This window comes from Pseudoalteromonas sp. S1609 (assembly GCF_005887255.1).
In the GTDB taxonomy this organism is placed as follows: Bacteria; Pseudomonadota; Gammaproteobacteria; order Enterobacterales; family Alteromonadaceae; genus Pseudoalteromonas.
On record NZ_PNDJ01000054.1, the window covers coordinates 1 to 23,163 of the forward strand.

Sequence of the window (23,163 nt, forward strand, 5' to 3'; positions counted from 1 at the left end):
AACCCTTAGGGCAGCGCCTGTTTGGCATTGATGCTACGTTATCGCCTATTTATGGGGAATAACCACACCACATAGGCTCTGCCTTGCCTAAATACCAAACAGACTGCTGCAAATTTAACCTTGAAAGGTCAACAGACCCTAAGGTTTTTTAATTTTCTTAATATCTAGCATGTGAGAGCCATGCTTAATCTTTGTCTCTAAATACGCTTTATTACCTGAAAGCCCAGCTTTAATGTGAGCATGAGTACCCACAACAGAATCAACTTCTATACCTGCATCTTTTAATGCATTGAGCTTTTTAGGGTTATTAGTCATTAATTTAACGTGCTTTAAATTAAGCGCATTGAGCATTAACACTGCATCTGAAAAGTCACGTAAGTCATCAGCAAAACCTAAATGGTTATTAGCTTCGTAAGTATTCATACCTTGTGATTGCAGTACATACGCATCAATTTTATTATATAAACCAATACCACGCCCTTCTTGGCGTAAATAAAGTAAAATACCGCCCTGCTCATGCATCATTTCAATACACTCGTTTAACTGCTCACCACAATCACAGCGTGACGAATGAAATACATCACCGGTTAAACATTCAGAATGCATACGAATAAGTGGGACACCTTGCTGGGTATCGGCGTTATTAAATACTAAAGCAACATGCTCTTGGCCATCTTTTAAGCCACTAAACGAGATAATTTCTGCAGGAATATCACTATTTTTGCCAACATTAAGCTGGACTCTTGCTCTTACTTGCGCCACGACCAATCCAAATATTAAAAAACTACGACACGATAAAGTGATAATATCACAAAAGTTCAAAATTGGATCGTAGTACACCCTAAGTAATGTCAAATATATTGCGACGACAGCGGCTATTTTCAATATGTAAGCATAAATATATTAGCAACGCATATTTACCTTGGTTTACCTAAAATGATGACATACACATAAGGATTTGCTAATTTACCACCGACAAATAATAGGGATCATTATGAAACTAAATAAACGTGTATTACTGATGGGCTTAAGTTTATCAGTACTGTGTTCCACCTCACAGGCAGAGCAAGTAACTACCTCTCAAGTAGAATTTAACAATGCTTATCAAAGTTACCTGGATGCGGTTAAAGCTGCAGACAATGTACAACAAACTGCCGAGCGTGCTTATACATTAGGTAAATCTGTTTACGGTGATAATTCAGATAACACCGCAAACTTAGCTATTAACTATGCAAAATCAATTAATGGCTATGGCAAAAAATGGATTGAAAAGCGTTTTTCACTTTACCAGCAAGCCTATACTATTTCTGTTAATAACCATGGTAAAAAATCGTTAGAAACCGTTGATTCTTTAGTTGGTATGGCTAATTTTGCGCCCTCAGCTCAAAAAGCGGATTATTATTTAGATCAAGTGATTGCAATAGCAAATACGCAAAACAAACCTAAATTTTTGGCTGACATGAAATTAGAAGCGGCAACCATATTAGCCAATAAATTCGGCTACGAAAAATACCATGAAGCTAAAAACTACTTAGAAGAAGCCGATGAGTACTATCAAGCTAACTTACCTGAAAACTCGGTTGAACGAATAAAAGCTGACTTTTTAATGGCGTCGTTTGCTGAGGGTAGAAAAAGATACACTCAAGCAATTGAACGACTTAATCGCGTAGTAAAGGTATTTGATGAAAACTTAAATTACGATCACACCGCCGAGCTTACCGCACATTCAAGATTAATTGGCTTGTATGAAAAACAAGGCAAAAGTGATGAAGCCACTAAACACTGTATCGCGATAGCTAAAATGGTGCCGTGGAAAGAAAGCCAAGAGCAAACACCACTATACCGCGTTGAACCTAAATACCCTAAAAACAAAGCGCGATTTAGCAAAGATGGCAGCGTAGTTATGGAGTTTGAAGTCAATGAATCTGGCTTTGTAAAAAATCTGCAAGTACTTAGCTCTGAGGGTGGCTTGGCCTTTGAAAAGTCGGCAGTAGAAGCATTAGAGCAATGGCGCTATGCCCCTAAATTTGAAAATGGAAAAGCGGTTGCAGCAACTTCTAAAGTACAGCTCGATTTTAAAGTAAAACGTTAACTAACTATAATAAGGCGCGATGAGCGCCTTTTGCTTCAATTGCTATTCTCAGAGCAGTTAAAATTCATAGCTTAAACTAATACCGCCATCCGCTCTTTTTTCGTTACTATCACTTGCTTTTCCGTAGCCTATATCTAATTCCAGTCTAAAACCGGAGTTGTTTAACCCATTAAAGTTATAGCTGTAAGTAAGCCCTACACCGTTAGTGGTTTCTTCATCAAAAATACCGCTAATTGCACAACCTATAATATTACCAAATTCACTTGCTATATCGTCATTTGTTGAACTTTCACACTTTTTATCAGTATCTCTTGCGCCAATAGCGCCCACAAGTGCACCAAAAGCATGCTTTTTATTATCACTTACTGCTTGTTCAAAACCTGCTGAAAATCCATCATCTAGGCCTAGTTTATAGTTTGCATACCAGCGCTGTGTGTTGTCGTTAGATGATAAAGACACTTCAGGAATAACTAAATAAGGATAGCCTCCCCCAACCGAAAAATTAATCTCGTTGGCAGCACTAGAGTAAGAAGCAATGGATAAAACGAGTAGTAATATTTTTGTTTTCATAAGTTCCCCTCTGAGTGAGCATAAAATGTACTTACTTTAGGGACGCAGTGCAATACGAAAAAAAGCTTGTTAAATTTAACTTTAATAATAAAAATAGGGATTAAATCTTAGCCAGTATGTTATCGCTGGCGGCCTCTATTAAATCAAGTACCTTTTCAAAGCCATCATCACCGCCATAGTAAGGATCGGGAATTGCGCTTTGTGCTTGCTCGCCATACTCTAAAAACAACGCAAGCTTGTACTGCAAATGTTCAGGGCAACGTGCGGTTAAATCCGACAGGTTTTGTTTATCGGCTGCTAAAATAAGGTCAAACTCGCTAAAATCACTACTACGCACCTTGCGCGAAAAAATACCTTTAAAACTATAACCGCGTTTTTCACCAGCCTGCATTGAGCGCCTATCTGGTTGATTACCTTCGTGATGACCAATAGTCCCTGCCGAGTCCACTAGCAGATCAATACCTAACTTTTTAGCGCGAGCTTTTAATACCGCCTCTGCGGTAGGTGAACGGCATATATTTCCCAAACACACTATTAGTACTCTTTTCACTTATGACTCCCAAGCTTTTGCAAAAAATCAGTAATAAACGTTATTTTAATGAGGCTAATAGTTTTTGCTAGCCTTCCAGTTGCTTAAGCACTAAACATACGTGTTTTTCATACGTAAGAAAAAAGCAGAAGGCCTTAGAGGGTTATGATTTTTGCAATCCCTATAACTTAAAACTGCTTTAAAATTGCATCATTGTAGTCATCAGCATTTAAGGTTAAGTTGAACTTGGCCGCAACGCTATCTAACTCGGCTTGTTTAATCGCTAAATCATCCATAGTGATGGTGTTATCGTCAAGCTGCCATAATAATCGTGAGCCCGCATAACTATATTGAATCGCCAATAATGCATCGGGGTTACCTTCTCGTCCCGCCGCTTTTAGCTTAGCCATTTTACGAGTGATTTTATTAAGCGCTTTTTTAAGCTCCCACACATACACCACCTCACTCATAAAAGGATGTGTTCGGTATTTATTTAACAACCAGCCAATGCCAATACTCGTAACAATTACGCCTAATAAGTTCCAATGAAAATGACTACCACTTTCATCGGGAAATAATGCAATTAAGGTTTGTGAAATTGCTAAACTGCCCACAGCTAAACCTGCTGCACAGCCGACAATAACGCGATTTAAATGTTTACGATAACGTGCTTTATCTATTTGAATAAGTTGCATAGCTGCCTAAAAGTAAAAAACTAAAAAATACACAGCCCCATTGTAGCTAAACCCATCACAGAGTTAAGACTCTTTTTTAATAAAATACCCGTAGTTTTTGATTTAGCGCCTGTTTTATACTGCTTTCAACATAAAACCAACCAACGATTTTATTTGCACCCACTTATTAGGCATAGGATAGTAGGCAACAAATACGACTTAGTATAGGAACATCATGATAAAAACACTGATTGCCACAAGTTTAATACTTTCTTCTTTTAGTACTTTAGCCAATTTAAACACACCGCTAACCCCAGAAGAATTGCGAATTGAAAAAGCCAGCCAAGCGATGCCAGCCGTACTAAGCGCTTTTGCCAGCGAAGTTAATCAATTTGAGCAGCAGTTCAAGTCACTCTCAAGCTATGCACAAGCCGTAGATGCCGTTAATGACTACTCAAAACGATTATGGTTTAGTGCAAAAAAACGCATCGCTACAACGCAAAACTTAGATGATCGCGCACTTTATTGGGCTCGCTTACAATCAAGTAAAATAATTCGTACCACAAAACCTGCATTTTCGCTGAGCACCGCGCAGCAAACAGTGTTATTAACGTTACTAGAAAACGGAAGCCGAGGTCGCACAGACCTAAGCTACTCACAAAACACCACTAAAAAGATACTACTAACTGGGTTTGACCCATTTTTACTTGATAGAAATATAAACCAAAGTAACCCATCGGGCGTAGCTGCGTTGCTTCTTGATGGCCAAGTAATAAACTATAAAGGGATTAGTGCTGAAATAAACACTGTAATGGTGCCTGTGCGATATGAAGACTTTGATCAGGGCATCATAGAGTCCTTACTTGCCCCTTATTACGCACTTAATAATGTGGATATGGTGGTTACCGTTAGTATGGGTAGTAAGGATTTTGATCTTGAGCGCTTTCCAGGTAAGCGCCGCAGTGTAACAGCCCCCGACAACGCCAATATAGTATATGGCGGTACCAAAACAGCGCCTCTCATTCCAAGCTTACACGACCGCCCATTACCCGGAACTGAGTTTGTAGAATTTAGCTTACCTGTTAGCGCTATGCTAAAGGCAAAAGGCTCTTTTGCGATTAATGATAACCGCCATGTTATTAACCTCAAAAAAGACTTTGAGCCTAACAGTTTCGAAGAATTAAAAGAATCAACTGCAGTGCGCGGCGGTGGCGGTGGTTATTTATCTAACGAAATTTCGTATCGAAGTATTCGCCTTCGTAACCAGCTAAACTCAGATATCCCGACAGGGCATATTCACACCCCGCGAATTGCTCAGTTTGAACCCGAAACCGAAGCTAAAATAGTAAAACAAATTCAAACTATGTTAGAGCACAGTTTACTAGCGCTCTAACATAGCTTGCTTTTTCAACGTTAACATATCGATTAAATAACAAATGTAGGAGCGCTTAAATGCTCCTACGTTTTATTAAACTAAACCGCTAAAAGAGCATGCTGTAGTTGCATTAAAATTAAAAGTGCTCTGAATCCGCTTTGGCTATTTTATAATAAAAACTCATTACTTTAATTATTAACTAGATCTTCACAAATTGTGTTCTATGCTCATTTGAGGTAAATCCTTATTACAGGGACATAGTAATGAACACGATTAATCAATTTATTAACTCATTAAATTTAACAAAAAAACTTATCTCCGCCTTTTTAGTTGTTTCCCTAGTACCAATAACAATAATTATTGTTGTTGCAATTAATACAGCCTCAAACTCGATGACAGAACAGGTTTATTCACGATTAGACGCTGTGAGTGAAGTAAAACAAAGCGCTGTTAAACGCTATTTTATCAATATTGAAAAAAAGCTTAATGTGCTACAAGCAAATCCAGAAATGGCCAATATGGCGACAAAGTTTATAGAAGGATTTAATGATATTTCCCCTTCAAACTCATCAGAGTCTTTAAATCGCTTTTATAAAGAGTCTTTTACTCCAAAATTTAAACAGCTAAACCCGACAGATACAGTTTCATCATCCCCGTTAGAGCAAATGAATCCAAAAAGTATTGAGCTGCAGTCTCGTTATTTGGCTAATAACCCAAATCCAATTGGTGAAAAACAAAAACTAACTGCAACCGAGCAATCAGACTCTTACGAGCAAGCGCACCGCCAATATCACCCTTATTTACGAGATATGACCAATATAAATGAGTTCTACGATATTTTCATTATCGACCCAACAAATGGCAATATTGTTTACTCCGTTTATAAAGAAGTCGACTTTGCCACATCGCTACAAACAGGGCCCTATGCTAAAAGTAATTTAGCGAGTTTATTTCAACAATTAAAAGATAGCAGCAACCCACAAACAATTGCATTTGCAGATTATAAACAGTACTCCCCTTCATATAATGCCCCTGCGAGCTTTATAGGTAAGCCTATTGTTGTTGATGGTAAAACGATTGCTATTTTAGCCGCCCAATTATCGATTGAAGATATCAATTCAATCATGAAAGAGCGTGACGGATTGGGTGAAAGCGGAGAAACCTACCTTGTTGGTCCTGAAGGGTTAATGCGCTCTGACTCTTATATTGATCCGATAAATCACTCTGTAGAAAGCTCATTTAGAAATCCAAATAAAGGCACAGTGAATACCTTATCTGTAATCAAAGCATTAAAAAATGAGAAAGGGCAGCATGTGATAAGTGATTATAACAATGAGATGGTGCTGTCTGCATTTGCACCAGTAAATGTATTTAATATTCGCTGGGCCCTCATAGCAGAAATGGACGAACAAGAAGCTTTTGAGTCGATAACCACACTTTCTCAACAACTCATTATTATACTTTTAATCACTATTTTCATTGTTACTATTGCCGCATATTGGTTTGCGAGAACATTAACAAAACCAATACATGCCCTGGCTGATACGATGAAAAAAGTTGAACAACAAGGTGACTTTTCATTACGAGCAACTGTCTATTCAAGCGATGAGATAGGCGTAAGTACTCAAGCATTTAACACTCTTCTTGATGCTCTGCAGTTATCTATTAGTGAAACAAATCGTGTTATGAATCATATGGCTGCGGGTAAATTTGATCAACGTATTGAAGCACCATGTCGAGGAGAGTTAGATACGTTAAAACAAGCAACCAACGATTGTGCGAGTTCACTAAACGGTGCAATAAACGAGTTAAATAACATTGCGATTGCTATGGCTGATGGTCAATTTGATATTCAAATTAATGCCTCAATGTCAGGCGAGTTAGGCACCTTAAAAAGTAATATTAACCAATCGCTTTCCTCAATAAATAACACAATGAATAGTATCGTAGATATTATGGCTAACGTAGAGCAAGGTAACTTTAAAGAGCAAATTACTTACCCTGCTAAAGGAAAGCTTGCCCAGCTAAAAGACAGCGTGAATAACTCAGTAAATAGCTTAAGCATTGCCATAGATGGTATTAGTGACGTTATGAGTGCATTACGACAAGGCCAGTTTTCAGCGCAATTAGACGCCCCATTAGCTGGACAACTTAATACCTTAAAACAAGATATTAATTCCAGCATGGCTAATTTAAATAATGTAATGAATGAAATAGGTGAAGTCATGACCTTTGTTAGTAAGGGTGACTTTAAAAAAATGATAAAAGGTGAAGCCAGCGGTCAATTGGAGCAGTTGAAAAGTAATATTAATACATCAATCACGGCTATTGATAATGCTTTAACTGAAATTTCATCAGTCATGCTAGCAATTAGTCAGGGGCGTTTTGATCATACTATTTCATCAACCATGACTGGCCAACTAAACAGTTTAAAAATAGATATAAACCAATCAGTTACTAATCTAGAACACGTCATAAATGATCTCAATCAAGTAATGGCTGCAATGGCAAACGGCGATTTTTCTCATCAATTAAAACAGCCACTACAGGGCCAATTAGAAGATTTAAAAAATAATGTTAATGAGTCTACCTCATTAGTTTCACTGGCTATAAATGAAGTAAGTAGCGTTTTATCAAACTTAGCTAAAGGTGACCTTACCAAAAATATAGAAGGGCAATATCAAGGCGTATTCAATACCCTGAAAAGCGACACAAACGCGACTATCGATAAATTAACCAATGTCATTCAAGAGATTCAAGTGTCAGCGAGCCAGGTTATGCAAAATGCAGGTGAAATAGCTTCAAGCAATACTGAAATAAGTAAACGCACAGAAGAGCAAGCTGCCAACCTTGAAGAGGCAAGCTCAAGTACTGAGCAAATGCTAGATGAGCTAACTAAAGTATCTGAACAATCAAAAAGTGCCGTGGCATTAGCAAGCAATGCTGAGGAAATTGCAGAAGAAGGAAACCAATTATCAATACAGACTGTTAGCGCGATTGATGAAGTGAATGAAGCCAGTAAAGACATAAACGAAATACTTACGGTTATTGACAACCTGGCTTTTCAAACAAACTTACTATCACTTAATGCCGCCGTAGAAGCTGCTAGGGCTGGCGACCACGGAAGGGGCTTTGCTGTAGTCGCTAATGAAGTGGGTGATTTAGCTGGACGTAGTGCTAAATCTGCGAAGCAGATAAAAAGTATTATTGTAAATAGTAATCAAAAAGTAGCGCTTGGGACTGAATTAGCAGACACCTCAGGAAAAAAACTAAAACACATAATGCAAGCTGTTAGCGATGTTAGTAAAAATATAATACATATAGCGCATTCTACCTCCGCACAGGAGCAAGCAATTAAAGAGGTCAATCTTGTTGTACAACGTTTAACGGGGCTAACTCAGGCAAACTCAGCTATTACAGAAGAAACAATGGCAGCAGCACGACAAATGGCAGAACAAGCAACCGAGATGAGAGTGCAACTCAATTACTTTAATCTAAAAAAAGAGCAACAATAGAATAAATGCGCTGCCAGTTATCCTGCTAGCGCAACGCACTTTTTAACTTGAGAAACTCAATGAGCCATTGTTAGTTATATACAATTATAAAATTACGTCACTTTACCCGCTAAATTAAAACGTGGCTGGGTATATAGCTGGGTTTTAACCACCTCAGCTAAAATAGCCACTGCCTGCCAAATCTCTTCAAACGAAGTATAAAGTGGCGTAAAACCAAAGCGTAGAATATTAGGTGCACGAAAATCAGCAATAACCCCTTTTTCAATTAACGCTTGACATATAGCAAACGCATCGGTATGTGAAAATGCTAGTTGGCTACCTCTTTGGCTCGAATTTTCAGTGGAACATAAGCGCAAATCACTTAAGCATGAATGTGTTTTTACTAATTTAATAAATACGTCAGCAAGTGCAATCGACTTTTCTCTTATTTGTGAAATATCTACATCTTGCCATACATCAAGCGCAGCATCTAAAGCACTCATAGCAATTACACTGGGTGTACCACATAAATACTGATTTATATTGTTAGCACGTTGATATTTTGCATCAAAAGCAAATGGTTTTGCATGACCCATCCAGCCTGATAAGGGGTGTTTTACAGCAGCTTGGTGGCGTTTTGCTACATATAAAAACGCAGGCGAACCAGGACCGCCATTTAAGTATTTATAGCCACAACCAACAGCAAAATCAGCATTACAGTCATCAAGTTCAACCGGTATAGCACCTGCACTATGAGCTAAATCCCATATCACCAAAATGCCTTTTTCATGAGCTAGCTGGGTGATTTTTTGCATATCTAACAATTTACCGGTTCTAAAATTCACCTGTGTTAACAGTAATACTGCCACTGTATCATTTAGGCTTTGTTCAATATCTTGCTCTGCGACGAGTTTTAGCTGACATAAGTCGGGGCCTAATAATTCACTTAACCCTTGTACCATGTATAAGTCAGTAGGAAAGTTATCCTCGGTGGATAACACCACATTTCGCTCAGGGTTTAACGATAACGCACTACTTAACAGTTTAAATAAGTTAACTGAAATAGAGTCACAACAAATAACTTGGCCTTTAGCGGCGCCAATAATAGGGGCTATTTTCTCACCTACCTGAGTAGGTAAATCAATCCATTGGTGATCATTCCAACTTCTAATTAGGTGGCTACCCCATTGCTGGCTTACCACCTCTGCAACGCGCGATTTTACGGCTTTAGGCAAAGCCCCTAATGAGTTACCATCGAGGTAAATAGTGTCTGTGGGTAACTCAAATTCATCACGTTTATTAGCCAGCGTATCCGCGTTATCAAGCGCTACAATCTCATTAAAATTCATTGTTACATCTCATTCAAATTTTGTATTAGTGTTTTAAATGCCTCAGAACCTGGGTGGATCCAATCAAAATGCCCCACACCATCTAGCATAACCACAGGGCGTTTAAGCTGCTCTAAATTAAAAGCAGGCACGATGGTATCTTGCTCACCTTGTAAAATAATACTCTGTGGATGAAGCGACTGCTCGCTCGGGTTAGCTTGCGTGTAAGCCTTGGGTTTATCGGTTGGCATACCTTGCATAAAATCCTTTGTCACTTTTTGACAGCTGTTATTACCGCGTGCATACGCTTTTATATCAGTAATAGGGGCTAAGCCAATAACCCCTTTGAGCTGATCAATTTCACCACCAGCAAGCAGAGCTAAATGCCCACCAGCGGAGTGCCCTACCGCAACCGAGTCAGCTAATTTAAACTCGCCATTATTATATTTACTTACCGCTAAAATTCCGGCTTTTACATCATTAAACGTTGTAGGCCAGCCACCACCGCTTGCGCCGCTTCTTCTATACTCTAAAGACCACACGTTAAAACCAGCTTGTGCAAGCCCCGTACTTAACGCGTAGGTATGTTTAATATCGTATGCACTTAGCCAACAACCACCATGAAGTAAAATAACTAACGGGTTTTGCGGCTGGATTTGTTTTGCGCGCCAAAGTAATGCGAACTGCGATTCATTATCCCCATATGCTATTTTTTCATCCGCTGGGTTAAATCCCAATGAAGCCACACTTGCGTATGCCACATTATTATTTACATCAGGAAATTCAACTATCTGCGCGTTGGCATTAACCAAAAAAGGCCATACAACTAAAAATAAAACTACTAAGCATTTCAAAATAAAATACTTCCTTTTTTAACCTTAAAAGCGATATAACTAAAAACGCTGGCAGTCGTTTACAAATTTTTTTATACGACTTACCAGGGCTATTACGTCATTATTAATAAAATAAATAGAATGATTTATTGTTGTTTAAAAACCGCGCCTTCTTTCATAACAAAATCAACATCCAATAAAGCGCTAATATCGCTAAGTGGGCTGGTGTCTAAGGCAATAATATCAGCAAACTTGCCAGCTTCTATAGTGCCTAAGCTATGATTCATATCAATCAAATCAGCAGCATTGACGGTTGCCGATTTTAAAATATCAGCAGGAGTCATACCCGCTTGATGCATTAATACCGCCTCTTTTGCGTTAATGCCGTGCTTAGATACGCCACTGTCGGTACCAAATGCAATGTTTACCCCAGCTTTATAAGCCTTAGTAAAATTGTTGAGCATATCGCCCCCCACCCTAATTGCTTTGCTTTTAATTGGCGCAGACATAAAGTCACTGTTTTTTGCTAACCCAACTACGGTGTGCCCTGCAAGCAAAGTAGGGACTAAATAAGCCCCTGTTTCTTTAAATAATTTAATGCCTTCATCATCGGTATAACTACCGTGCTCTATGCTATCAACGCCCGCACGTAATGCTGCATTAATACCTTGAGCGGCATGCGCATGACTAGCTACTTTTCGCCCTAAACCATGTGCGGTATCAACTACAGCTTTAAGTTCATCGTCTTGCATTTGCTGCCCTGTGCCCGTAGTAGTATCCGAAAGCACGCCACCGGTAGAAGCAACTTTAATTAAATCAGCCCCGTATTTAATTGCATAGCGAGTTTTTTTGCGGCATTCAATAGCGCCATCACACACTGTTGGTGGTGTTTTTATGGTGAGTAAATCAGGGCTCATACCATCAACATCTAAGTGTCCGCCAGTAATAGTAACGCCCGCACCAGCAATAATACGCGGCCCATCAACCCAGCCATTTTCTACACCTTTACGTAATGCATACATTTGTTCACTTTGACTGCCCACATCACGCACTGTAGTAAAACCTGCCATAAGAGTTTTGTTAGCAAAATGCACACTGCGCATTGCTACATCTGCATCAGACATTTCCACCAGCTCTTTTTTATTATCTGGCCCAAGTTCACCTTGTAAATGCACATGCATATCCATGAGCCCAGGCATAACAAAGCGGGTCGATAAGTCGATTAACTGAGCATCTTCACCAAAACGGTTGATAGGTAAAAAACCCGCTGATACCGAAACTATTTTGCCATTTTCTATTACTATAGTTTGTTTTTGTTGTGGTTTTTCTCCGGGAATAGCCAATAACTCTCCTGCATGAATTATTTTAGTACTCGCATGTGCATTAGTAGCAACGATGTTAACTGCGAAAAAAAACGAGGTAACAACACTCAATCGAAATATGCTCATTAAACTCTCCAGTGATTCGTTCTGCGTTAACAACAACGAAATAACGTTAAAATATTGTTATACAACCAATACCTTATCAGGAAAGTGATAAAAACAAACCTGAAATACATTTTTAGTAAGAATTCTGCCAACTATTAACACTGTCTTCAAACTGAAAAAATAAAAGAAGGTGTCTATACTCAACCTTATTGTTGTAATACTTTTCATATGTAGGGAGCTTATGGATATTAAAGACATAAATATTGCGCTGCTAGAAAAGTGTAATTTTCTTTTAATGGTATTTGATAATAATAATCAGCTTAGTTATCTTTCTCAAAGGTGGTCAGAGCTTAATGTTGCAGCTAAAAAAGTACCCACCATTGAAAGCCTTTATGGCTGTTGTACTACTGAAAGCAAAGATCTATTACAACAACAAATTCTCGCACTAAAATCGCAACATAATGAGTTAGACCAATTTGATATTGAACTAACATTAGCAACCGATTACTCCATTAAACTAAATTGTTGCTTACACAGTGTGCAGCAAAACCAACACCAATATATAGTTTTAGTTTTTAACCAGCATTTTGCCCAAGTGTCGTCTGTTATTAGCAATAACGAATTACAAACCATCATAGAAAATGCCGGCGAAGTATTAAAGGTAGGCTATTGGCAGTTCGACTGTATAACTAACCAATTATTTTGGACCGATGAAATTTACACCATTCATGGTGTTTCATCGAGTAACTATTCCCCTCAACTAGATACTGCAATAAATTTTTATCATGAAGATGACAAATCCAAAATAACAGATGCGATCGAGCAAGCTCTTGCATGCGGACAAGAATGGAGCTGTATAAAGCTTCGTGTTGTAGATGACGATCTACAAGAGCGCACTGTTATATCAAGCGGCAATGTATCGAGAGATTTAAACGGTGAAATCACTAAGTTATATGGCATTTTTCAAGACATATCAGGGAATGAAAAAATAGCTCTGGAGCGGGATTTTTTAGTTACTGCACTCAAAGAAACCACTGTAGGAATGGTGATTGCCGATAAAGACAAGCGTGTTATTTGGGTAAATGGCTCATTTGAAAGAATTACGGGCTACCCACTGAATCAAGTAGAAGGTAAAAAACTTGGCTCCATTTTACAAGGTGAAAAAACTGACGCCAACACAATAGAGCAACTTAAAATTCATCTTAAAAAAGGCATCCCTATAACCACCCGAATTTTAAACTATACGCAAAATGGTGACCCTTATTGGAATGAACTGGCCATATCACCCATTTTTAGAGACGGCAAAGTGGCTTATTACTTTGCTGTACAAAACGACGTAACCAAAGAAATAAACATAGAGCATAAACTGATAGCCCTCAATACCAGTTTAGAGCAACGTATTCAGGCGCGTACTCAAGAACTCTCTTCACTTAATAAAGAGCTAGAAAAGCAAGCCAATATAGACCCACTTACAGGCTGTTTAAATAGACGAACTTTATACAGAACACTCAGCGATGAACTATTAAAAACGCAAAATAAAAACACCTATATTTCATTATTAATGCTCGACATAGACCATTTTAAAGCAATAAATGACAATTATGGCCACGAAGCTGGCGATTTAAGCTTAAAAGAACTTACCAATACATTACGCGCTTTAACCAGAAAGCACGATTTTGTATTTCGCCTGGGCGGTGAAGAGTTTTTAATTATTATGCCCAATACAAACAAAGCAGAAGCTAAGCAAGCCGCTGAGCGAATTAAAAACACGATTAATCAACATAAAGTTTTCTATCGCAATAAAAATATTAGCTTTACGGTAAGTATTGGGCTGCTTACCCATGATGGCTCTATCAGCCTACAAAACAGCTTAAAATACGTTGATGACTATTTATACGAAGCAAAAACGAAAGGCCGTAATAGGATTGTTGATTGAGCAATTTAAAATCAATTGGTAAAAACTTAACTAGTCATATAAGCTAACTACTTGAGCATAATAATTTAAATGTATTTAGCTAAATTTGAGTTCGTAAATAAATACACTTTAGGCAAAAATATTAAACGCGTATTTTTTTATTTTACGTCAGCTAGTCCGCTATTATTTTTATTCGATTATCTAGTGTTAATCACATCAAAAACAAGGTTGCATAATGATAAAAGCGTCAACACCTGAAGATGAACTATCACGGCTAAAAGACCTATATGAGTATGACGTTTTAGACACTGAAGCTGAAAAATCCTTTGACGACTTAACCCAACTTGCATCTGATATTTGCGAAACGCCAATTTCACTGATAAGCCTTGTTGATCCCAACAGGCAATGGTTTAAGTCTAAATATGGAATTGATGTAGCCGAAACAGCACGAGATATATCATTTTGTTCTCACGCAATTTTAGAAAACCAAGTGTTCGAAGTTCAAAATGCACTGACAGACACTCGCTTTCACGATAACCCCTTGGTTGCAAACGACCCAAACATTCGCTTTTACGCAGGTACACCACTTATCACTCCTAGAGGTAATGCTATAGGTACGTTATGTGTTATTAGTGATAAACCAAAAAAGCTTTCGAGCAAACAAATAAATGCGCTCACGGTTTTGGGCAAAGAGGTTATTGCGCAACTAGAGCTTAGGCTTAATAATAAAAAGCTGTCTATGGCATTAGAAAAACAAAAAGCACACAATAAAGAACTAGAAAAGTTAAAAGAAGAAGCAGATACGGCCAATAACACTAAGAGTAAATTTTTAGCAAATATGACTCACGAGCTGAGAACCCCATTGCATGGGATTTTAAATTTAGCTGAATTTGGTATGACCGAAACCACAACAGAGGAAAAAGACAGCACTTTAAAAAGTATATTAAAGTCAGCTCATTACTTATCAAATATTGTAAATGACATTTTAGACTTTTCTAAAATTGAGGCTGGTAAATTAGAAATTGAACATATCGACTTCGATCTTAATGACGTTATTAGCGATGTGATAAAGCCCCAGTTACAGCAAGCGTCTACTAAAGGTATAAAGCTTATTACATCGGTAGACTCTAAAATAGCAGATAATTTTAAAGGGGATCCTCTTCGGGTTTCGCAAATTTTAAATAACTTGTGCTCAAATGCGATTAAATTTACCAAAACTGGCCAAGTCGAACTGAAAGTAAGTATTAAAAGCAGTACATTGCAAACACAAGTACTCAAGTTTGAAGTTATTGATACAGGCCTTGGCATTAATGAGACTGTTCAAGAACATTTATTTAAAGAATTTCATCAGGCAGACTCATCGACCTCAAGAGAATATGGGGGTACAGGTTTAGGCTTATCAATTTGTGCTCGTTTAAGTGAGCTAATGCAGGGGCACCTTAGCTTCACCAGCCAAATAGGTAAAGGCTCTACGTTCACCTATGAGCAACGCTTTGAGATTGTTTTGTCACCAATAATAGCAAAGCAAAGCGTTGAGCTAACAAACTTACAAGGTTGTACTGTCTTAATTGCCGAAGATAATAAAATAAATCAGCTCATTATTGTTAAAATGCTCAAGGTACATAATGCTGATTTAATAATCGCAGAGAACGGTAAAGAATGCGTTAAGTACTTCAAAGAACACCCTGTAGACTTAATTTTCATGGATATACAAATGCCTGAAATAGATGGAATAAAAGCCACACAGGCTATTAGATCGCTTCCTACAGGTAAAATCGTTCCAATTATCGCTATGACAGCAAATACCCTAAAACAAGACATTGAGCATTATTTAGATATTGGCATGGATGGCTACTTAACAAAACCGTTCGATAAAGCTAAGCTCAACAGCTTACTCAATGTTTATAATCCTAAAAACCTCAACCTCAAAAACTTAGCAGTAAAAATTAGCGATCCTAATGTTTCTAGTAACAGGAAGCTAAACCAAATATGCAAAGAGTTAAAAGCGCTTATTCCTAATGCCAATCGACTCAGTCTGTGGTTATTTAATAAAGAATACAGCGCATTAAGTTGCTTAATTTGTCTTGATGAAAATGATGACGTGTCAAGTGGTGCTGTTTTAAATACAGAAAACTCCCCTGCTTATTTCAACTATATTTTAACCAACCAAGTACTCGACGCCTCAGACGCCAGAAATAACGAAGTAACCGAGTCGTTTACTCACTCTTACTTTGAGCCACTCAATATTTATTCTTTACTTGATTACACTTATAAACTTGATAACAAGCCGTTAGGTGTCATTTGTTGTGAAAGTGTAGACTCAAAGGTAACTTGGAGTCATGCTGATAAAGAGTCATTAGTAAAAGTTGCTGATGTCACGAACTTGTTTTTATCTAAACAAATAAAGCATGAGTAAAACAGGCCTACTTAGTGGCTAAAATTGCCACCTAATAGGCTTAAAATTATTATAAAATCTCAATCTTGGGTCTGCTCTAACTCACGCTGAGTTTATTTTTTATCTGCTTTAACTGGCTTTATTTTAAAGAAAAACGTATACACAACAGGAACAAATCCTAATGTTAAAATTGTTCCCATTGCAAGACCAAACGCAATAGTGCTTGCTTGACCATAAAACAAAACATCTTTAGATAAAATAAGTGGCATTAAGCCTATTATCGTTGTGCAAGTAGACATCAAAATAGGGCGTAAACGCCTTAAAGAAGCATTGATTACCGCCTCAAAGTTTTGTTGATTAGACTGCTCTGCGGTTTGTTGCTCTGAGTACTTTATCTGTTTACGTTCAATATTTATTCGGTCTATTAAAATCACCGCATTATTAATGATAATACCGGCAAGCGCATATAAACCTAAAATAACCATAAACCCAAAGTTTGCTTGCATAACCAACAAACCAAAAGCAGCACCAATAATAATTAGGGGTACGGTTAAAAATACAATACTGGTTGCACGGTAAGAGCGAAACTGCGCAATAATAATAAACACCATAATGGCAATACACAGCGGTAAATTAGCTAAAATAGCAGCTTGCGATTCCGCGGAGTCTCCAACTACACCGTCATATTCTATTTCATAACCAGGTGGTAATTTCTCTCGTATTTTATCAAGCTTCTCTTCAAGTAAGGGCACCATACTTTGCGCCGACATAATTTGATTTTTAGCTTGTACCGTTACGGTACGAAATAAATTTTCACGCGCAATTCGCGCAAATTGCGTTTCATAGCGAATATCAGCCACTTGCATTAAAGGAACACTGACGCCTCTAGCAGAAGAATAAATACTTACACTATTGATCCGATCTAAATCGTAACGCTCCCTGTCTTGTGCCCTTAATACAATAGGGAATATATCATCACCTTCACGAAACTCGGATATTATGCGTCCAGAAAAATAGGTTTCTAACGCTTGGGCAACATCATTTGAGCTAATTCCGGCACGACGAGCATTTTGCTGATTAACCTCAAGTTTAAGTGTCGTAATGCGGTTTTCCCAATCGCTTTTAATATCAAACGTGCCATCTACATTTCGCAACAAAGTTTTAATTTCATCGCTAACAGAATAAATATAATCACTATCAGGACCTTTAACTTGAATCTCTATTAGTGAAGAATCAGATGGCCCTAAGAACATTTTCGTAACACGCCCCATCACACCAGGGAAATCTTGAGCAAACATCTCTCGCACTCTCTTTAATGTAGGATCGGCGAACTTTCGTTCACCTACATCAATCATAAAAAATGCTTTTGAAGGTTCGGGGTCGATAGGTGTAAGTGATAAAACAAACCGAGGACCACCAAATCCAGCATAGGCCGCATATTTTTCAATATGTGGAAAGTGTTCTTTATCATCCAAGTTTTTTGAAATAGCCTGCACCGTTGCGTCAGTTTTACGCATTGAAGTACCCGCTGGCATATCAAGGTACACTAAAATTTGTGCTCGATCAGAATCAGGAAAAAACTTTGCAGGCACTAGACTCATAGCCCAGCCCCCTGCCAAAAATAGTCCTAAAATAACAACAACAAACGCAATACGCGCACGCATAATTTGTCGTAATGCTTTTTCGTAAAGCGGGGTGAGGCTATCAAAAAAGCGATTAATTTTACGTCGAACAATATTTTGCTTTTGCCTCGTTTCTTTTTTAACAAAGCGATGACATAAATAAGTAGTAAATGTCAGGCTTAGCGCCCAAGAAGTAAGTAATGCAATTAGCACCACCAAGGAGATCGAGCGCGTATATTCACCGGCACTACTTTGTGCCAACATAAGGGGTAAAAACACAAGAATAGTTGTTAATGATGAAGTTAAAGACGGTATCGCAAGAGTGCCTGAAGTGTTACGAATAGCATCATCACGCGTTTCGCCATCTTCGATACGCTTTTTAAAATCTTCAGCCATTATTATGCCATCATCAACCAAAAGACCAAGCGCAATAATTAAAGTAGCTAGCGACATACGCTCTAATGGAATACCCATAAAGTTCATAACTGAAAGCGTGATTAAAATCGCTGCTGGCACAATCGAGCCCACAATCAGACCAGTGCGTAAGCCTAAAAACATCACTACCACAACTGATACTATAACGATGGTTTGCAAAACACTAAAAGTCACACCAAATACTGCATCTTCAACCACATCGGCTTGGCGCGTAATATTTTTTAATTGATAGCCTGCAGGAATAGTTTGATTAATTTGCGCTATCATCGCTTCTATTTTAGGAGTGAACTTAAGCACATCCGCTTGTTCATCCTTAGATATGGCAAAAATAATGGCTTGGCGATTATTGTAATAACTTGTTCTTGATGGGGGATCGACCACTTTACGGCTTATTTTAGCAATATCGCGCAGCAATATTGTTTCAGGCTGGTTAGGTACACTGATAAGTGTACTTCTAATATCGGCAAGGTTTTGGTAATTTCCTGAAGGTTGAATAATAAAGTTTTTGCCATTGGCGTCAATAACCCCACTAGGGCGTATAATATTTTGGTTTTTTAAAGCACCAATCAATTGGTCAGGTGCAATACCCAGTTGAGCGAGCTTAGCATTTTCAATTTCAATAAAAATACGCTCTTGTTGAATGCCCAAAATATCAATTTTTTTAGTGCCCTCAACTTGATGCAGCATATCAGCAATGTGTTGCGCCACATCTTGGCGATCGCCCATACTGTAGGCAGGATCAGCAATAAGTGCCACTGTTAATACGGCAACATCACCAAAATCATCGTTTACTACATAAGGCAATGTCCCATTGGGTAAGTCATCACGCACTGCGTTTATTTGATCGCGCAGTTTATCCCATTGTTGATCAAACTCACTTTGCTCAACACTTTGCTTAAGCTCAGCGTGAATAATAGAACGACCAGGGATAGATACTGAGCGAATTTCGGCAATACTGGGCATTTCACGAATAGCTTCTTCGAGTGTTTTAGTGATCAACAACTCTACTTTTTTTGCGCTCATCCCCGGATAAGCGGTTGTGACAACAGCTTCACGAATTTTTATTTTAGGATCTTCTTGCTTTGGTAGTTGATAATAACTAAAGGCGCCAAATAACATAAGGCCAAAAACAATAGCTAACATAAGGCGATTATGATCAAGAGCAAGCTCTGAAATAGTAGGGATCTTCATCGTTTAAATCTCCGTAGCGGGTTATGGATTAAGGCGCTTAATTTCGCCTTCGATAAGCGTTACTTTTTGCCCATCGTGTAAAAAAGCCATTCCCGCGTTAACAATTTGTTCCCCCTCTTTTAAATCTCCTTTAATTTGCGCTTTTTGCGCAAAAAATTTCATTACATCCACTGTTGTTTTTTGTAAAACGTAGCCAGCTGGTTGTGAGTCAGCTTGCGCTGTTGTTATCATTTTAAAAACAAAGTGTTGGTTATTTTCTTTTGCCATGATTGCACTTACAGGCACCATAAAACCATCGCTTTCTCCCTGCTGTTGTTTAAATTGCACTTCTGCACTCATACCCGTTCTGATACCTGCGATATCATTAGCTGAGATTTTTAAAATAATAGGAAAAGCATTCGCTCCTTGAGCAGCTGAGCCAATTTCTTTAATTTTGGCATTCAACGATTTATCTAAAGCTGAAATAGTTACCTTTGCCGGTTTATCAATAGTTAACGAAGAGAGAAGCCCTTCAGGCGCAAGCGCTGAGACTTCAAAACTTTCTTTACCTTGGATTAAAAGTGCCGAGATATTAGGGCTGACTTGTTGCGAAGGTTCAATATTACGTTTTGAGATAGTCCCAGCATAGGGCGCAATTAGCGTGGTATCTTTTAACTCTTCTCTTGCCATCGCTAGTCGCACTTGAGCAATATCGACTTTATCCTTGGCGCTCTCATATTGCGACTTTGCTAAATCGTATTGCGCGCCAGACACCGCACCATCATCAACCAGTGACGCTTTACGTTCAAAATCCTGCTTAACATTTAGCATCGTAGCCTTTGCATTAGAGACCTGTCCTTTGGCCTCTTGCACTGCCAATAAATATTTTGTTTGTTCCAGCCTAGCTAACGGCTCACCTTCTTTAAAAGACTCACCAATTTCAAAAAAAACGTCTTCGACCTTTCCGCTAACCTCAAATGTTAAAGTGGCTGTGTTAGCAGGTTGGATAACACCTGATAAAATACGACTATCAAACGATTTAGTTTTTTTTAACTCAATGGCAGAAACAGGTTTTAATTTTTGCTCAGGAACTTGCTCTTCAGAGCACCCTGACAGCATAAAAATAATAACTAAAAAAACAACTATATGATTCATAATTTCCCTTGATAAATAGTGTATTCAAACCGATTGAACTACTAAACTAACCACAATCAGTCTTCACTATGAGCCATCTAATTTAAAGTATGGCTAACATTGTTATCACCCTGAAAGCTTGGGTATAATGCATTATTCCGGCTGTATTCTTAGCCTCTAAATTGGATCTTCTCCCATGAAAAAACTATCTGCTGTGCAAGTTAAACAACAAGCACTCGTCCTCAATGTTGCTGACAAAATAGAAGAGCAAGGCCGTGCTGAAATTCCAGGTATGCTGCAGTGCTGGTTTGATGTGGAATATCATTTATTTCCGGGCTCTTTACTAATGTGTTTTCAGTTTGAAAACCAACAGGCACTAACTGCGGCAGAGCCTGAGTTATTAAAATGGCAAAAGCGCTTAAGCGGTGCAATGCTTAAAAAAGGCGTAATTTTAAAAGATATGCGTAAACATTTAGTATTTACCTTAAAAGGACCAGACGACTAAACCACTTATTTTGTAAGCGCACTCTACTTTGGTGCGCTCTCCAAATTAAACTTATTAACGTGTTCAATTAGCTCAGGAAAAAACGCTAAAAACAGTCCATCTAGCTCACTATAATGTCGGGTTATATCTTCAGCGGTGCCTGCAAAATTATTAGTAAAGCGAACCCGTTTAGCAATATTATCAAGCGCCCGCCCAACCCCATCAACGCTTTCATACTCTTTAAACCAATCGTTTTGTGTCATACTGGTTACTACACGTTGCATTCGTGTAGGCATTACAGGTATACGCTTATCCAAAAGCGCATAACTGGTTTGCTTAAAATCAATCAGTGATTGGTTATTAAACTGCTGCCAATGCGCAATCAGAAAATGATCAAACACCACATCAACAGCCACGCCTGCAAAGCGCCTGCGCTTGGGTGAAAAAAGCTGTTTAGCTTCTTTAACTAAAGGGTGTGCATCAGTAAATTTATCCACTAAATAATGGTTATCTAGCGCACTTTTAACACTTGTCGGTATGTATGTTAGCTGTCGTTGACCACCAAAATCTCCCAGTAAGTTGCCAAAATGAGAATCAGCCGTAGGCTGTGCTAAATAAAGGTGAGCTAAATAATTCATTGGTTTCCATATAGATTAATATACTAAGCTCAGATAGTTTTAAAAATCAAACGCGTAAAAAGATGGAACGCAGTTCCACCTTTTTACTTTTTAGATACTTATAGTGCATTCTAAAATATTACGCTTTTGAAACCTTGCTTGCACCAGCATTATCAAGAATCTCTTCAATACTATTTTTGTTATCGCTGTTATATTTAACACCGACGAGTATTGAACCCTTCTCAATTGCGTTTTCATAATACTTAATTTCATGTTCTGGAATAAATGCGCCGATTGCTGCACCTAAAGTCCCACCAACGGCAGCACCTGCGCCACCAGCTGCAAGTGCTGAAACCAAAGGACCTGCGACTAATAATCCGGCACCACCCGAAGCGACTGCACCAACAGCGGTAAAACCACCAATAATTGCTGCTAACACGCCTCCAGATGCAGCGCCCAGCAAACCGCCCTCTGCAGCTTTGGTACCTTCATCTACAGCAAAGTCTTCCTTTGTATACGAGTCGTTAGCAACAATGCTTATATCCGCCTCACTTACACCTAAAGCTTCTAATCTATAAATTGCTAATGTTGCTTGTGATGCATTATCGAATAACCCAGTAATAACAGTACTCATAATAACTCCTTTATTTGTTTAAGAAAGTACGCTAAGTAATTAGCAACATTCAAACCAAAGTTTTAATCCTTTAAAATCAGAAAGATAAATAACAAAGCAAAGTAGGACTCTACGTTTTAAAGTAAAAGTTGCTAGAAGTTGTAAAAAGTTCACACACATAGGTATCACTCAAGCGATTGAAATATGAGTATAATTACAAAGAGATTAGGGTCTGTTGACCTTTGCGGATTAAAATTCGTTCAAACTAGGGGCGATTTAATCGCGGCGCTAGGTTTGTAACCTAGTAGGCTCGATAACTGCTCCTGCGTTATTCTACTGGCTTACATCCATGTAAGAATAAGTAAAAATCGAGTAACAAGGACTTAATTGCCCCTAGGCAGAACCCTTCGGGCAACGCCGGTTTGCCATTGATGCGGCGTTATCGCCTATTTATGG

At 38.3% G+C, this 23,163-nt stretch carries 17 protein-coding genes; 6 read left to right on the forward strand and 11 right to left on the reverse strand.

The annotated features are described in order from the left end of the window. Positions 1–138: 138 nt before the first annotated feature. Positions 139–762 (reverse strand): GTP cyclohydrolase II, encoded by a 624-nt coding sequence (locus CWB76_RS14085; protein WP_010390804.1) that lies wholly within the window; start codon positions 760–762, stop codon positions 139–141. 232 nt (positions 763–994) lie between these two features. On the opposite strand from CWB76_RS14085, the gene CWB76_RS14090 reads away from it, so the two are divergent. After that, positions 995–2,092, forward strand: a complete 1,098-nt coding sequence (locus CWB76_RS14090) for a TonB family protein (protein ID WP_138608443.1) — start codon at positions 995–997, stop codon at positions 2,090–2,092. A 57-nt stretch (positions 2,093–2,149) separates the two neighbouring features. Here CWB76_RS14090 and CWB76_RS14095 read toward each other — a convergent pair whose 3' ends face one another. From CWB76_RS14095 to CWB76_RS14105, 3 genes are all read right to left on the reverse strand, one after another. Further along, complete coding sequence (locus CWB76_RS14095; protein WP_138608445.1) at positions 2,150–2,662, reverse strand: hypothetical protein; 513 nt, start codon at positions 2,660–2,662, stop codon at positions 2,150–2,152. 100 nt (positions 2,663–2,762) lie between these two features. After that, a complete protein-coding gene (locus CWB76_RS14100) occupies positions 2,763–3,212 on the reverse strand; it encodes a low molecular weight protein-tyrosine-phosphatase (RefSeq protein ID WP_138608447.1) in 450 nt (149 codons plus the stop codon). Positions 3,213–3,379: 167 nt separating this feature from the next. Beyond that, on the reverse strand, positions 3,380–3,886 hold the full coding sequence (locus CWB76_RS14105) for a DUF3087 domain-containing protein (RefSeq protein WP_010390796.1): 507 nt from the start codon (positions 3,884–3,886) through the stop codon (positions 3,380–3,382). 214 nt (positions 3,887–4,100) lie between these two features. Between CWB76_RS14105 and CWB76_RS14110 the strand changes: the two genes are divergently transcribed. Then, entirely contained in the window at positions 4,101–5,258 is a 1,158-nt protein-coding gene (locus tag CWB76_RS14110) for a PA0049 C-terminal domain-containing protein (protein WP_138608449.1), read from the forward strand. 245 nt (positions 5,259–5,503) lie between these two features. Next, on the forward strand, positions 5,504–8,755 hold the full coding sequence (locus CWB76_RS14115; RefSeq protein WP_138608451.1) for a methyl-accepting chemotaxis protein: 3,252 nt from the start codon (positions 5,504–5,506) through the stop codon (positions 8,753–8,755). 92 nt (positions 8,756–8,847) lie between these two features. Here the strand turns inward: CWB76_RS14115 and kynU are convergent, their stop codons facing one another. The 3 genes from kynU to CWB76_RS14130 all read right to left on the reverse strand — a co-directional run bounded on the left by kynU (position 8,848) and on the right by CWB76_RS14130 (position 12,343). Continuing rightward, on the reverse strand, positions 8,848–10,083 hold the full coding sequence (kynU, locus tag CWB76_RS14120; protein ID WP_138608453.1) for a kynureninase: 1,236 nt from the start codon (positions 10,081–10,083) through the stop codon (positions 8,848–8,850). Between the two features lie 2 nt (positions 10,084–10,085). Next, positions 10,086–10,916 carry an alpha/beta hydrolase gene (locus CWB76_RS14125; protein ID WP_171039638.1) on the reverse strand — a complete coding sequence of 277 codons (831 nt, stop codon included), beginning with the start codon at positions 10,914–10,916 and terminating at the stop codon, positions 10,086–10,088. Between the two features lie 125 nt (positions 10,917–11,041). After that, positions 11,042–12,343 (reverse strand): metal-dependent hydrolase family protein, encoded by a 1,302-nt coding sequence (locus CWB76_RS14130; RefSeq protein WP_138608455.1) that lies wholly within the window; start codon positions 12,341–12,343, stop codon positions 11,042–11,044. 220 nt (positions 12,344–12,563) lie between these two features. Here CWB76_RS14130 and CWB76_RS14135 point away from each other — a divergent pair, with 220 nt between their 5' ends. Together CWB76_RS14135 and CWB76_RS14140 are read left to right on the forward strand one after the other, a co-directional pair. Further along, complete coding sequence (locus CWB76_RS14135) at positions 12,564–14,258, forward strand: GGDEF domain-containing protein (RefSeq protein ID WP_138608457.1); 1,695 nt, start codon at positions 12,564–12,566, stop codon at positions 14,256–14,258. Positions 14,259–14,472: 214 nt separating this feature from the next. Beyond that, a complete protein-coding gene (locus CWB76_RS14140) occupies positions 14,473–16,653 on the forward strand; it encodes a GAF domain-containing hybrid sensor histidine kinase/response regulator (RefSeq protein WP_138608459.1) in 2,181 nt (726 codons plus the stop codon). 92 nt (positions 16,654–16,745) lie between these two features. Here CWB76_RS14140 and CWB76_RS14145 read toward each other — a convergent pair whose 3' ends face one another. Both CWB76_RS14145 and CWB76_RS14150 read right to left on the reverse strand, forming a co-directional pair. After that, the gene (locus CWB76_RS14145; protein WP_138608461.1) at positions 16,746–19,880 is read right to left on the reverse strand and encodes an efflux RND transporter permease subunit; all 3,135 of its coding nucleotides are present in this window, start codon (positions 19,878–19,880) and stop codon (positions 16,746–16,748) included. A gap of 21 nt (positions 19,881–19,901) precedes the next feature. Then, on the reverse strand, positions 19,902–21,014 hold the full coding sequence (locus CWB76_RS14150) for an efflux RND transporter periplasmic adaptor subunit (RefSeq protein ID WP_138608462.1): 1,113 nt from the start codon (positions 21,012–21,014) through the stop codon (positions 19,902–19,904). A gap of 175 nt (positions 21,015–21,189) precedes the next feature. Between CWB76_RS14150 and CWB76_RS14155 the strand changes: the two genes are divergently transcribed. Then, positions 21,190–21,498, forward strand: a complete 309-nt coding sequence (locus CWB76_RS14155) for a hypothetical protein (protein ID WP_010390782.1) — start codon at positions 21,190–21,192, stop codon at positions 21,496–21,498. Positions 21,499–21,521: 23 nt separating this feature from the next. On the opposite strand, the gene CWB76_RS14160 is transcribed toward CWB76_RS14155, so the two are convergent. Further along, positions 21,522–22,115, reverse strand: coding sequence for an acyl carrier protein phosphodiesterase (locus CWB76_RS14160; RefSeq protein ID WP_138608464.1), 594 nt, complete (start codon positions 22,113–22,115; stop codon positions 21,522–21,524). 118 nt (positions 22,116–22,233) lie between these two features. Beyond that, positions 22,234–22,728 carry a general stress protein gene (locus tag CWB76_RS14165; protein ID WP_138608466.1) on the reverse strand — a complete coding sequence of 165 codons (495 nt, stop codon included), beginning with the start codon at positions 22,726–22,728 and terminating at the stop codon, positions 22,234–22,236. Between the last annotated feature and the right edge of the window lie 435 nt (positions 22,729–23,163).